Origin of the sequence: Gemmatimonas aurantiaca, assembly GCF_037190085.1 — a bacterium.
Lineage (GTDB): Bacteria > Gemmatimonadota > Gemmatimonadetes > Gemmatimonadales > Gemmatimonadaceae > Gemmatimonas > Gemmatimonas aurantiaca_A.
Window position 1 is genome coordinate 396739 of the sequence record NZ_JBBCJO010000002.1, and the last position, 12931, is coordinate 409669.

General features: G+C 65.5%; 12 protein-coding genes. 9 read left to right on the plus strand and 3 right to left on the minus strand.

The window, feature by feature from the left end; translation table 11 throughout:
- The first annotated feature begins 20 nt into the window (after nucleotides 1–20).
- A complete protein-coding gene (locus WG208_RS03340) occupies nucleotides 21–992 on the plus strand; it encodes a helix-turn-helix domain-containing protein (RefSeq protein WP_337169902.1) in 972 nt (323 codons plus the stop codon).
- Nucleotides 989–2209: a heavy metal-binding domain-containing protein gene (locus WG208_RS03345; protein WP_337169903.1), complete on the plus strand. Its 1221-nt coding sequence runs from the start codon at nucleotides 989–991 to the stop codon at nucleotides 2207–2209. The genes WG208_RS03340 and WG208_RS03345 overlap by 4 nt, the downstream gene beginning before the upstream one ends.
- A gap of 211 nt (nucleotides 2210–2420) precedes the next feature.
- Here the strand turns inward: WG208_RS03345 and WG208_RS03350 are convergent, their stop codons facing one another.
- A complete protein-coding gene (locus tag WG208_RS03350) occupies nucleotides 2421–3041 on the minus strand; it encodes a mechanosensitive ion channel domain-containing protein (protein ID WP_345786955.1) in 621 nt (206 codons plus the stop codon).
- A gap of 152 nt (nucleotides 3042–3193) precedes the next feature.
- Nucleotides 3194–4102, minus strand: a complete 909-nt coding sequence (locus WG208_RS03355; protein WP_337169905.1) for a DMT family transporter — start codon at nucleotides 4100–4102, stop codon at nucleotides 3194–3196.
- 72 nt (nucleotides 4103–4174) lie between these two features.
- Here WG208_RS03355 and WG208_RS03360 point away from each other — a divergent pair, with 72 nt between their 5' ends.
- From WG208_RS03360 to WG208_RS03385, 6 genes are all read left to right on the plus strand, one after another.
- Nucleotides 4175–5071 carry a LysR family transcriptional regulator gene (locus WG208_RS03360; RefSeq protein WP_337169906.1) on the plus strand — a complete coding sequence of 299 codons (897 nt, stop codon included), beginning with the start codon at nucleotides 4175–4177 and terminating at the stop codon, nucleotides 5069–5071.
- Between the two features lie 93 nt (nucleotides 5072–5164).
- Nucleotides 5165–6205, plus strand: a complete 1041-nt coding sequence (locus WG208_RS03365; RefSeq protein ID WP_337169907.1) for a proline iminopeptidase-family hydrolase — start codon at nucleotides 5165–5167, stop codon at nucleotides 6203–6205.
- 6 nt (nucleotides 6206–6211) lie between these two features.
- A complete protein-coding gene (locus tag WG208_RS03370) occupies nucleotides 6212–6856 on the plus strand; it encodes a hypothetical protein (RefSeq protein ID WP_337169908.1) in 645 nt (214 codons plus the stop codon).
- 234 nt (nucleotides 6857–7090) lie between these two features.
- Nucleotides 7091–8161: a tryptophan--tRNA ligase gene (trpS, locus tag WG208_RS03375; protein WP_337169909.1), complete on the plus strand. Its 1071-nt coding sequence runs from the start codon at nucleotides 7091–7093 to the stop codon at nucleotides 8159–8161.
- Nucleotides 8162–8199: 38 nt separating this feature from the next.
- Nucleotides 8200–10062, plus strand: coding sequence for a M14 family metallopeptidase (locus WG208_RS03380; protein ID WP_337169910.1), 1863 nt, complete (start codon nucleotides 8200–8202; stop codon nucleotides 10060–10062).
- Nucleotides 10063–10202: 140 nt separating this feature from the next.
- On the plus strand, nucleotides 10203–10748 hold the full coding sequence (locus WG208_RS03385; protein WP_337169911.1) for a DinB family protein: 546 nt from the start codon (nucleotides 10203–10205) through the stop codon (nucleotides 10746–10748).
- Nucleotides 10749–10784: 36 nt separating this feature from the next.
- On the opposite strand, the gene WG208_RS03390 is transcribed toward WG208_RS03385, so the two are convergent.
- Nucleotides 10785–11750: a helix-turn-helix domain-containing protein gene (locus tag WG208_RS03390; RefSeq protein WP_337169912.1), complete on the minus strand. Its 966-nt coding sequence runs from the start codon at nucleotides 11748–11750 to the stop codon at nucleotides 10785–10787.
- A 122-nt stretch (nucleotides 11751–11872) separates the two neighbouring features.
- Between WG208_RS03390 and WG208_RS03395 the strand changes: the two genes are divergently transcribed.
- Complete coding sequence (locus WG208_RS03395) at nucleotides 11873–12931, plus strand: Dyp-type peroxidase (protein WP_337169913.1); 1059 nt, start codon at nucleotides 11873–11875, stop codon at nucleotides 12929–12931.

Below are 12931 nucleotides of genomic sequence, written 5' to 3' on the forward strand. Positions count from 1 at the left end.
GCCTGCGGAGGAACCATACCATGGCACCATTCACCATCGCGGCGCTGCTCTACGACGGCGTGAATGCGCTCGATGTCGCAGGCCCGCTCGAAGCGTTCGCGGCGGCCCATCCGGAAGGCTCCGCCGCTCCCGGCTATACCGTCGACGTGTGGAGTCTGGGCACGCTCGACATACGGTCGGAGTCCGGACTGGCGCTCCGTGCCAACCGACGCGCGCCTGAGCAACCGCACGCGGATCTGCTCCTCATACCCGGAGGTCCGGGCGTGCGGGAACCGCGCACACTCCAGGCACTGGGCGACTGGCTGCGTCGTCATCATGGTGCATTTGCGCGCATCGTCAGCGTGTGCACGGGTGCCTATGCGATCGCCGAATCCGGTATCGCCAACGGCCGCACACTCACGACGCACTGGGCGCACGCGGACGATCTCCGGCGTCGTTATCCCAGAGTGCGCGTCCAATCGGATGCCCTGTACACGCAGGACGGCACCCTGTACTCCTCGGGCGGCGTCACGGCCGGTATCGATCTCGCTCTCGCCATCATCGAACGGGATCTGGGTGTGCGCACCGCCATGATCGCGGCGCGGGAACTGGTGGTCTTTCTGAGACGCACCGGCACCCAGGCGCAGTTTTCCGAACCGCTCCGCCTGCAGGCCATCGACGATGACGGACTGCAGGACGTGTGTCTCTGGGCCACGAATCATCTCGAGGCCGATCTCTCGGTGGAGGCGCTGGCGAACCGGACGAACATGAGTCCGCGCCAGTTTGCCCGCCGCTTTCGCGCCGCCGTCGGCATGACGCCCGGGCGCTTCATCATGAGATTGCGCCTCGATCGCGCCCGCACGGCGCTCGCCGGAGGACGCGTGAGCATCAAACGCGTGGCCGGCAGTGCGGGCTTTCAGAGCGTGGACGGATTCCGTCGCGCCTTCGAACGGGAGCTCGGGGTGAGCCCGAGCGAGTATCAGCAGCGCTTTGCAAACCGGAAGCCACGATGACCACACGTCGGGAATTCCTACGACACGCCGCCATCCTCGGCGGCGGCGCGGTATGGCAACCATCGAGCGTCCCTGTCCTGCAGGGGCGCCACGCAGGCCTCGCCGCCTGGATATGTCCACCTTGTGGTTGCGCGATGGATGGCCGCGTGTTCGATGCGCCGGGGAAATGTCCTGCCTGCGGGATGAATCTCGTGGAGCAACGGGCCGCGCCACTGCCGTTCGAACCGGAGAGACTCGAACCGGGACGCGGCGCCTTCCTCACGAGGGGCGGCATCGGTCATGAGTCCCATCGCATCACCGTGGCCTACTACATACCCACGCGCTTCACACCGCAGTCGCGTGTGTTGCTGGTGCTGCCGGGCTCGGGCCGCGATGCGGCGGATTATCGGGAACCATGGGTCGCACGCGCCGAGGAGGCCAATGTGCTCGTGGCGGCACTTGGCTATCCCGAGACCATGTATGACATCGCCGCCTACCAGATGGGCGGCGTGATCAGCAATCTCGTCTTGCGCAACATGCCATCGTCGCCCGATGGGAAGCCACCGACCGTGCTGCGGCTGCGCGACGAAGACATCACTTTCACGGTGAACCCGCGACGCGAGACATGGATATTCCCCGACTTCGACAGAATCTTCGGGCTGCTGGTGAAAGCCACGGGGTCGACGGCCATGCACTACGATATGTTCGGCCACTCCGCCGGCGCGCAGATCCTGCATCGGCTGGCGCTGTTGCATCCACATTCGAAGGCGCGGCGACTGATGGCGGCCAATGCCGGACTCTACACCATGCCGTCACTCGACGAGCCGCAACTGGCCGGTCTCGCCGGTACCGGCATCACGCGCAGCGAGCTCGCGTCTGCGTTCGGCGTGCAGCTTCATGTGCTGCTGGGAGAACTCGACAACGACGGCGAGCGCGGCGGCATTCATCTGCATACGCCGACACTCGACCGATATGGCGTCAGTCGTCTCGAGCGTGGCCGGTACTTCTTTGCCGAGGGCCAACGTGCGGCCCGGAGCATGAACGTGCCGCTTGCCTGGCGCCTCGGTGTGATTCCAGGAATCGGGCACGACCATGAACGCATGGGAGCGGCCGCAGCACGGGAACTCTATGGCGCGCCGACGTCCAGCGGGCGCACCCCTCCATCCTCCAGCAGACGGACATCGATGACGAACACCTTGCCGTTGAACCGGGCGTTCACCTTTCCCTGCAGGGTGTGACCCACGACGACGGCATTGGCGCCCACGGCCTTCAGGCTCTGCTCCACCTGCTGCTGCGTGAGATCCTCCTTGAAGTAGCCGCGATACCAGCAGGTCCGGTGGTACTCGACCGCAGAAAGGATTCCGCGGTCGTCTTCACCGGAGTGTAGTAGAGCGTGCGATATCCATTGTCGTGGACGCACCACGATCGACGTAGTCTCTCCCTGGTCCCTCAGGCTTCCGGACTCTCCTTCGTAGGCGTCACCAGACGCCGAAGCACCGACGATTCATTGCCGCGCCACCGACGCATGGCACGCTGGAAAAAAAGACTGTTGGGGATCTGCAGCACCGTGCCGGTGGCCGACTGCCCGCCCGCCGGATCGTGCGCGATCTCTTCGAGGGTCGTGAAAATGAGATTGATGTCGATCACCCGTCCCTTGAAACCGGGCTTCTCCCCGTTCTCCAGCACCTCGATGTGATCGTCGATGCGGAACGGATTCGTGGAGAAGATCAGGATCATGCAGAAGATGTTGGACAGCACGCTCCACGCGGCAAAGAACGCCACGGCACCGACGGCGGCGAATCCACTGAAAGCCGTCCACAGAACAGTCCCCGAGACACCCAGCCGTTGCAGGATGAGCAGCAGGGCTGCGGCGTTGATGAGCATGCCGGCAACCCGACGTGCGCCCGGCAGGGCATGCGGCGGCAGATTGTACTTCGCGTTCACACGGCGGATGAGCCGGTGCACCATCAGCCGCAACGCCCACGCCAACAGGACGATCAGCAGAATCTCGCCGATCGTCACGAATGTTCCCATCCAATGCTGCAGTCCCACGGGCAGTCGATCTCTCATCGGTCGATGTCACGTCGATGTCACGGTAGCGCGGAGTCCAAGTGGCGCGGTCCCGAATCTACGAGCACACCGGCTGCTTTTCTTCCCTTCATCTCACATGGTACCCACCGTACCCATGGAAGCTCCAGCCCGCCCCCCGCGACAGCATCTGGCTACGCGTCCGGACGCCGGATGATCATCGCTCCAGCGATGCAGGTGATCGCTCCCACGATGGACAACACGGCCACATGCTCGTGCAACACGAGCATCCCGAGCAGCAGGGCCACCGGAGCGGTGATGAAGATGGACGCCGACGCACGGGCTGCGCCGAGGCGGCCAGCGGCCACCGTCCCGATGACGTAGGCAATACCGGTGCCCAGCATGCCCAGCGTGAGCAACGAGACGAGTGGCATGAGGGTCCAGGTGCCATGCAGCACCTCGGGAATGCCCAGTGGCGCGGTCAGGACGGCGGCGAATCCCAGCGCACGCACCAGCACCGGCAAGGCGCCGTATTCCATCTGCAGCGGCCGCGCGATGTTGATGGAGATGCCGTACAGTGTGATGGCCACCAGCACGAGCAGCACACCATCCAGGTGCGCACCGCCGTCCCGCAGATTGGGCAGCGCCACCAGCACCACGCCGGACATGCCCACCGCCAGACCGGTCAGGACCGTACGCGATGGCGCGCGACGGGCGAGCAGCGCGGCGATCGCCGTTGCAAAAAGCGGGACCGCACCATTCAGCATCCCCGCCATGGCCGAGGAGATGCGCTGTTCAGCATAGGGGAACAACGTGAGCGGAATCGCCATCCACAGGACTCCCAGCAGGGCGATGCGCGGCCACGCCTCCCAGGCGATGGGTGTGCGCGCCGCCGGAAAGGCGAGCAATGTGAGGAATCCCGCCAGAATACGGAAAAACGCCACTCCATGCGGACCGGTCGCGTGAAGCCCCTCGGCGATGAACAGGAACGAAGCGCCCCAGATGACACCGGGGACGACAATGAGGCCGAAATCACCCTTGGCGGCCGCACGCCAGGCCTCCAGGCGGGGGACGACGGGCAATGAAGGAGTTGCATGAGTCATGTACCCAATCTCACCGGAATATCTCTTTAGGACAAATGAAATGATCTTGACGCCATCGTTAATCTGTACTGTATGATCAGTCTCGACCGACTACGCAGCCTGCATGCCGTGGGGTCATATGGGTCACTGCACGCCGCGGCAGAAGCCCTCAATGTGACCGCGTCGGCCATTTCGCAGCAGATCGCCAAGCTGGAGCGCGAGGTTGGCGAACCGTTGCTGGAGCGCCGGGGACGCGGGGTCGCGCTCACCGATGCGGGACAATTGCTGACCGGACACGCGGAGCGCGCGCTTTCGGTGCTGCGACAGGCGGAGGCCGAACTGGATGCCCGCCGAGCGGTCGTGGCCGGCGAATTGCGCGTGGGCGCGTTTGCGACAGCGATTCGCGGACTCGCACCCGGTGCGCTGCGCACCCTGACGATGGAACACCCGCAACTGCAGGTGCGATTGCAGGAGATGGAACCGTTCGAGGCGATCGCCCTGCTGGAGCGTGGAGACATCGACCTCGCGCTGGCCCAGGACTGGTCCAATCAACCGTTGCGCATCCCCGAGGGATTCGAGCGTGCGCCGGTGTACGATGACATCGCCGATATTGCCCTGCCCTGTGACCATCCGCTGGCAACGACGGATGCCGTGGCGTTGAGCGATCTCGCCGGTGATGCATGGATCTCCTGGCGTGAAGGCTCCATCTGTCACGACTGGCTGATGCTGACCTTGCGCGCGCAGGGCCGGGAACCGCGCGTGCAACACTTCGCGTTGGAGTATGCCACGCAGTTGTCCCTGGTGAATGCCGGACTCGGAGCCGCGGTGCTGCCGCGACTGGGTCGTGGCCCCGTGCCCGATGGGGTGCGTGTGGTGCCGGTGAAGCCGGCCCTGACACGGCAGGTATATGCCTTGTGGCGATCGGATGCGACGCGACGCACCGCCATTCTCGCGACCGTAGCGGCATTCTGTGGAGCAGGATCCGTGTAAGACCCGTGTAGAATCCGTGTGGAATCCGTGTGGAATCCGTGTACGGCAGGCATCTTTCATCCGCTGTCCTCCCACCTCTTCCTGCCCACTCGCATGCGTCTCTTCGACTGGAGCACCACTCCCCGCATCGTTCTGCTCGCCGCCGTCCTCGCGGTGGGCTCGGCGTGCACCACGCCGGACGCCACGCACGATGTGGCCTTCACCAGCGCTGCGATGGAAGACGTGCGCTACGACAGCGTGCGCGTGGGTGAGATCATGATCCCCACCCGCGAGGGATTGGTGAAGGTGCCCGGTGGCCGGGTGTTCGTGCGACAGATCGGCAACGGCGGCGGCACTCCATTGCTTGCCCTGCACGGCGGACCGGGCGGCACGTCGTGTCGCTTCGAAGTGCTGGCGCCGCTCGCGGCGGATCGTCCGGTGGTGTTCTACGATCAACTGGGCTCGGGACGTTCCGATCATCCCGCGGATACGACGCTCTGGCAGGTGCCGCGCTTCGTGGAGGAAGTCACGGCCGTGCGCGAGGCGCTTGGCCTCGAGCGTATTCACCTGCTCGGTCATTCATGGGGCGGCGCCCTGGCGGCCGAGTACATGGCCGCCGCCAGACCGGCCGGTGTGGTGTCGGTGATTCTGAGCAGCCCGCTCATCGACACACCACGCTGGATCGCCGACGCCAACTTCCTGCGTACGCAGCTCCCCGACTCCATCCGGCGCGTGCTCGATGAAAACGAAGCCCGCGGCACGCTCGACACGCCGGCCTACAAGGTGGCCACCGACACCTTCTACGGCCGTCACGTGCGTCGTTTGCCGACGGCTGATGAACCCCGCTGCGCCGGCGTGGCCGGCAACGACACCATCTATCGCCAGATGTGGGGCCCCACCGAATTCCTGAGCAACGGCTCCCTGCGCAACTGGACGCGCGCCGCCGATCTTCCGGCGATCACCGCCCCCACATTGTTCATCGCCGGTGAATTCGACGAAGCGCGGCCGGAGACGCTCGAACAGTTCCGCGCCACGATGCCCGACGCACGTCTGACGGTCATTCCGGGCGCAGCCCATGGGGCCATGCGCGAGAAGCCCGCGGAGTATCTCGATGCGCTGCGCACATTCCTGCGTGATGTGGAGTCGCGACGATAGGAGACCATGAACGTCCCACCGCCTGTCAGACTCGGTCGTGTCTCGCTCGCCGCCGCCGTCCGCACGCTGTGTGCGGACGATCCCGGTCTGGCCGCCATCGTCGCCACGCACGGCGCGCCGCCGCTCTGGGCGCGGCCGGCGGGCTTCGCGACTCTGGGACGCATGGTGCTGGAGCAACAGGTGTCACTCGAGGCGGCCACGACCCTGTGGCGTCGGCTCGATGTGGAGATCCCGGGCGGATTCACCGCCGAACCCGTGGCGGAACTCGGGATCGACGCGCTGCGCCGCCTTGGTCTCACACGGCAGAAGGCCGCGTATCTGCACGGTCTCGCGACGGAAGTGGCGACCGGCGCACTCGATCTGTCCGCACTCGCCAGAGCCTCCGACGCCGACGTGATGGCCCGGCTCACCCGGCTTCACGGTATCGGCCCATGGACGGCGTCGGTGTATCTGCTGTTTGCGCTACGCCGCCCCGATGTATGGCCACCGGGTGATCTGGCTCTGCATCTCGCCTTGCAACAGCTGGAGCGCTGGCCCGCACCGCCGGCGCGCAATGAAGTGAATCGTCGTGCCGAACGCTGGGCACCCTGGCGGGCCGCCGCCGCGCGCATTCTCTGGCACGGTTATCTGCGTGAGCGCGGGCGAGGCTGACACCTCCGTACCATCCAGCGCCGGTCTTCGGTATATTTCAGTCATGCCTTCGACCCGTCTCATCCCGTGCGCATGGTGGTGGCCGCCCTCTCCGGCGGTCCCGTTCTGCGTGCGTGCCAGCTAGGTCGGCACACCATTTCCGGGCCGCTCGATGTGAGCGGCCCGTGGCGTTTGCACGGCGGCCCGGCCACGAGGGCCGACATCGAGCGATCCGATCTTCCGGGAGTCTCTCGCATGTCGCTGCTCACCTCGCTCACTGCCAACGTGTCGCCGGACCATTCGGCCGGCGCCCACACGACAATCCCCGCCTCGGTCCGTGCCTCCGATGTCGTGCTCACCGGGGACCGGCCCACGGGCCGTCTGCATCTCGGGCACTATGCGGGCTCTCTGCAGTCCCGTCTCGCGCTGCAGGGCCATTGCGCACAGACCATCGTGGTGGCCGATCTGCAGGCGCTCACCGACAACGCGGGGCGTCCGGCGCATGTGGCGGCCCATGTGCGCGAAGTGATGAGTGACTATCTCGCCGTTGGACTCGATCCCGAGCGCACCACCATCGCGCTGCAATCGCGATTGCCGGCGCTCGCGGAGCTCACGGTGCTGTATCTCAACCTCGTCACCGTCGCGCGTCTCGAACGCAATCCCACGGTGCGCGCGGAGATCGAGATGCGTGGATTCGCGCGCGACATTCCGGCCGGATTTCTGTGTTATCCCGTGTCGCAGGCCGCGGACATCACCGGCTTCCGCGCGACCGTGGTGCCTGTCGGAGAGGATCAGTTGCCGATGATCGAATTGTCCAACGAGATCGTGCGCCGGGTGAATCGTACGGTAGGCGAGGAGGTGCTGCCGGAGTGCCGGGCGCTGCTGTCGTCCACTCCTCGTCTGCCGGGCATCGATGGACGCAAGGCCAGCAAGTCGCTGGGCAACGCGATCTCGCTGTCGGCCACATCGGCCGAGGTGCGCGAGCTGGTGATGGCGATGTATACCGATCCGGGACATGTGCGGGTCTCGGATCCGGGGAAAGTCGAAGACAATGTGGTGTTTGCCTATCTCGACGCGTTCGACCCGGCCCCGGAGGACGTGGCGGAGCTCAAACGGCACTACACGCGCGGCGGTCTGGGTGACGTGCCCCTCAAGCGTCGTCTGATCGATGTGCTGAACGATCTGCTCGAACCCATTCGTGAACGACGCATGGCGCTGGCGGCCCGCCCCGATCTCGTGGACGACGTGATCGCCGCGGGAACGGCCGTGGCCCGCCGGGAAACCGATGCCGTGCTGGCGGACGTGCGACGCGCGTTTTCTCTTTAAGCGAGGCATATCCGTTTCTCCCTCCACCCCGATTTCCGATGCGCGCCTCCCGCCCCGCGTGGATTCGTTCGGCCCTGGCGTTGACCGCCATCGTGGCCACTCCTCTTCCGGCACAGCCGGGAGGGAACCAGCCTCCTCGTGACACCGTCCGCAAGGTGCTCACCATTCCCGGCCTGCGTGATGGACCGTCCACGTTTCCACTCGTGAACTATCCGCAGATGCGCCCCAAACAGGTCGGCGTGATGGACTTCGAGCACTATCACACCACGGCAGAACTGAACTACTGGATGGAGCGGTGGGCGAAGGAGAAGCCCGATCTCGTGGAGAAGGTGCAGGTGGGCACGTCGTTCGGCGGTCAGCCCATCTGGCAACTCATCGTGACCAACAGGAAGACGGGCGCACACACCACCAAGCCCGCGGCCTTTTTCGAAGGCGGGCGGCATTCCGGTGAGATCACTTCGAGTGAGAGCGTGTTGTGGCTCACCTGGCATGTCCTCGAGAACTACGGCAAGGACGCGGCGATCACGCGGCTGCTCGACGAGAAGACCTTGTATCTGCGCCCCAACAACAATCCCGATGGCGCGGACATGTACAAACTCACCGCGCAGGCCAACCGGTCATCGGTGCGCCCCACCGACAACGATGGCGACGGACTGCTGGACGAGGATCCGGGTGATGATCTCGATGGTGATGGCTTCATCCGCCAGATGCGCAAGTTCGTGGGGGCCGGCAAGGGGACGCATGTGGTCGACACGCTGGATCCCAAGGGGCGTCTGATGCGGGCCGTGGGTGCGGGTCGCGGCGACTATCTCCTGTATCCGGAAGGCATCGACAACGACCGGGACGGTCGATACAACGAGGACGGCGTCGGTGGCCTCGATCTCCACCGCAACTATCCCTACAACTGGCGCCCCATGGCCGAGTCCACGGGGCGGGGGCACACGCAATTCGGAGCCGGTGAGTATCCGCTGTCGGAACCGGAAACCCGCGCCGTGTTTCTCTGGCAGATGACGCATCCGAACATCAGTGTCACGAACTCGATGGACACCTCGGTCCCGATGCACCTGCGGGGTCCCAGCACCTGCCTGGCGAGCGAGTGCATGTTCCCCGCCGATCTCAAGCTCGTGCAGCACTACGACTCGGTGGGCAACTCGTTCACCAACTACGGCCTGGCCGGCGACGTGTACTGGACGTATGGCACCCGCGGTCAACCCAAGGGTCAGGAGCGCCCCGAGCCGCTGTTCGGTCACGGTCCGGATTTCGGCTACTTCCAGATGGGACAGGTGTGGTACGGTGATGAGCTCTGGAATGGCGGGCGCGAGAAGGACTACAACAACGACGGTCGCATCGACCAGTACGAGGTGCTGCGCTACAACGACGAACGCTTCGGCGGACGCGGCTACCAGATGTGGACCAAGGTGTTGCACCCGGACCTCGGCGAAGTGGAAGTGGGCGGCATCGACCCCAAGTTCTGGGCGCAGAATCCGCCCGCGGAGGACCTGGAACGCTGGGCACGCAATCAGGCGATGTTCAACCTGACGATGGCCATGGATCTGCCGAAGGTGGAGATCACCGACGTGCAGGCCGCGCGCGTGCGTGGCACACCGAAAGACTCCGCGACGCACGAAGTGAAGGTGACCGTGCGCAACACCGGACGCATTCCCACGGCCCTGGAACAGGCCAAGCGCGTGCACATGGTGAAGCCCGACATGCTCACCCTGGAGGGCACCGGCGTGACCGTGATCGGTGCCCGCCCGCAGGAGTTCTGGATGGGCGGCTACGAGACCAGGGTGCTCACCGTGCGGGTGCGCGTGCCGCAGGGGCAGGCCATCCCGATGAATGCCAAGGTGAGCAGCACTCGCGGCGGCGTGGCCAGCCGCGAGGCGACGCTCACGCCCTGATCCCATTCCGGCGCTGAATCGGGGTGTGACGGAAAATCCCCGATAGTTGTCGAATCAGACACTGGTCACTGGAGAGGGTGATCGCGCATCGTCCGGTGTCCGCATCGGGCGGGCCGATTCACCCTCTGTTCCGTTTCGCCATGGATTTCCGACTTCCGGAGGCGGTCGCGTTGCTGTCGCAGACCCCTCGCACGCTGCGCAGTCTGCTGGGGACACTGCCTCCGTGCTGGACGGATGCGACCGAAGCGCCGGACACGTGGAGTCCGACGATGGTCGTGGCCCATCTGCTCTGTGCCGATCGCACCAACTGGATCATCCGCGCCCGCATCATGCTCGCGGACGGACCACATACACCATCACAGGCGCAGCCCCGCGTGTTCCCGCGTATCGATCCGGATGCCCAGGTGCGGGAGATGCGGCATATCCCGCTGTCCGATCTGCTGATCCAGTTCGCGCAGGCGCGGGCGGTGTGTCTCGCACAACTCGAGAGCTGGCAGCTGGGCGAGGCGGAACTCCGCCGGACGGGCGAACATCCCGAGTTCGGCACGGTCACGCTGGCCCAGCTGCTGGCCACGTGGACGGCACACGATCTGTCGCATCTCGCACAGATCGCGCGTGTGATGGCGACGCAATATCGCGAGGCGGTGGGACCGTGGGGTGCGTACCTGCGCGTGATGCGGCTCTGAGCGCCACTCCAACCCTCGCTCTCCATCCCGGTGTGATCAGGCCGGCCGAAGCTCGCGTGGGCGACGGCCGGCTTCCCGACGCAGGAGCCGGCGCAGTGTGGTGGGTTCCGCGTACCCCACCTGCCGGGCGATCTCCTCGACCGAAAGTGTGGTGGTCTCGAGCAACTCGACGGCCCGTTCCACCCGCATGCGTTGCAGGAACTGCACGGGTGAAAGCCCGGTGGCCCGCACGACGCGCCTGGCAAACGTGCGGGGACTGAGTCCCGCCGCGGCGGCCAGCGCATCCACGGTCGGACCATTGGCCAGCTCGGCCCGCGCCCACTTTCCCGCGCGCGCCACCTGTGCATCCTGCGCGGCGAGAAATCCGAGCGCCATGTAGCGGGACTGACTGCGACGCCCGTCGAGCAACAGAAAACGGGCACAGCGCATCGCGATCTCCGGTCCCCCGTATCGTTCCACGATGGCCAGCATGAGATCGAGATGCGCCATGGCCGCCCCCGCCGTGGTGATCCGTCCATCCGTCACGATCATCTCGTCGGCATCGAGTGTGACCTGCGGAAACATCCGCCGGAACATCGGCGCCAGCCACCAGGTGGTCGTGGCGCGTCGTCCATCGAGCAGTCCCGCGCGTGCCACATGAAAGACCGCGGAACACGACGCGGCGACATGCGCGCCACGACCGGCCGCCCGTGCGAGGTCCCGCTGCAACTGCAACGCATCACGTTGCGCAAGGCGTGTCATGACCGCCTCCTCGGCGACCGTCACCAGACTGGACACGATGACGAGATCGGCATCCCTGCCGGTGAGCCCACGCGGCAGTGGCATGACACCGTGCACCAGCCCACGCACATCACCCGCGGCCGATCCCCGGACCCGCACGGCGAACACCGGCGGACGTCCACCAGCCTCGCGCAAGCGATTGGCGGTCGCGAGGACGTCGGCAGTGATGGCCACGCTGGAAGGCATGACACCCTTCAGGACCTGCAGTTCGACGAGGTGCATGGCGGGAAACCCCGAAAAGTGATTTTTTGACTGTGACTGCCAGGCAACCGTATCATCTTCCATGACCGGGCACCGAACATCAACCGCAACTCACCGGACATGAGATCCGCAGAGAACGATCCATGAGCATCGCCGAACGTCAGCCGGTCACCAACAGGCTCTCGCGCGCGGCGATCTTTCTGGTGGCGAGCCTCACCGACGATGCGGCCGGCCCCGACGCCGTACGCGCCCTGTGCGGCGATCTGGCGGCGCTGGTGCGGGGTGTCGGCTTCCGCGATGGCGACGGCGACCTGTCCTGCATTCTTGGTATCGGCTCCGACGCCTGGGACCGGCTGTTCGGCGCACCGCGTCCGCTCGAGCTGCATCCTTTCCGCGAAATCGACGGACGCCATCGCGCACCGGCGACGCCGGGCGACCTGTTGTTCCATATCCGGGCCGCCCGCATGGATCTCTGCTTCGAGCTCGCCGCCCGCATCGTCACACGACTCGGCGCGGCCATCTCCATCGACGACGAGACGCACGGCTTCAAGTATTTCGACAATCGTGATCTGCTGGGCTTCGTGGACGGAACCGAAAATCCGACCGGTCCGGCGGCCGTGGCGGCCACGATCATCGGAGACGAGGATCCCGCATTCACCGGCGGAAGTTATGTCGTCGTCCAGAAATACCTGCACGACCTGAACGGCTGGAACGCGGTGCCCGTTGCCCAACAGGAGGGCATCATCGGACGGGAGAAGCTCTCCGATATCGAGCTGGCCGAGGCGGCCAAACCCACCTTTGCGCACAACGTGCTCACGTCGATCACCGACGACAAGGGCAACGACCTCGACATCCTCCGCGACAACATGCCTTTCGGACAAGTGGGACGCGGCGAATACGGCACCTACTTCATCGGGTACGCCCGATCGCCGCAACGTATCGAGCGCATGCTGCAGAACATGTTCATCGGCAATCCGCCAGGGAACTACGATCGCCTGCTCGATTTCAGCCGGGCCGCGACTGGAGGCCTGTTCTTCGTTCCTTCGGCAACATTTCTCGAGGCGGCGCCGACGGCGCCAGCGCCTTCAGCAGTGCCTTCTTCCCAATCGGATACACGCACGCCCATTCCGCCCACCGCCCTCGGCGAATCAGCTTCGGGTGACGGCTCCCTGGCCATCGGCTCCCTGAAAGACGAGGTCTGA

Coding starts and splice junctions, on each gene's coding strand:
- WG208_RS03340 (WP_337169902.1), top strand. CDS start 21: ATGGCACCATTCACCATCGCGGCGCTGCTCTACGACGGCGTGAATGCG.
- WG208_RS03345 (WP_337169903.1), top strand. CDS start 989: ATGACCACACGTCGGGAATTCCTACGACACGCCGCCATCCTCGGCGGC.
- WG208_RS03350 (WP_345786955.1), bottom strand. CDS start 3,041: ATGAGAGATCGACTGCCCGTGGGACTGCAGCATTGGATGGGAACATTC.
- WG208_RS03355 (WP_337169905.1), bottom strand. CDS start 4,102: ATGACTCATGCAACTCCTTCATTGCCCGTCGTCCCCCGCCTGGAGGCC.
- WG208_RS03360 (WP_337169906.1), top strand. CDS start 4,175: ATGATCAGTCTCGACCGACTACGCAGCCTGCATGCCGTGGGGTCATAT.
- WG208_RS03365 (WP_337169907.1), top strand. CDS start 5,165: ATGCGTCTCTTCGACTGGAGCACCACTCCCCGCATCGTTCTGCTCGCC.
- WG208_RS03370 (WP_337169908.1), top strand. CDS start 6,212: ATGAACGTCCCACCGCCTGTCAGACTCGGTCGTGTCTCGCTCGCCGCC.
- trpS (WP_337169909.1), top strand. CDS start 7,091: ATGTCGCTGCTCACCTCGCTCACTGCCAACGTGTCGCCGGACCATTCG.
- WG208_RS03380 (WP_337169910.1), top strand. CDS start 8,200: ATGCGCGCCTCCCGCCCCGCGTGGATTCGTTCGGCCCTGGCGTTGACC.
- WG208_RS03385 (WP_337169911.1), top strand. CDS start 10,203: ATGGATTTCCGACTTCCGGAGGCGGTCGCGTTGCTGTCGCAGACCCCT.
- WG208_RS03390 (WP_337169912.1), bottom strand. CDS start 11,750: ATGCACCTCGTCGAACTGCAGGTCCTGAAGGGTGTCATGCCTTCCAGC.
- WG208_RS03395 (WP_337169913.1), top strand. CDS start 11,873: ATGAGCATCGCCGAACGTCAGCCGGTCACCAACAGGCTCTCGCGCGCG.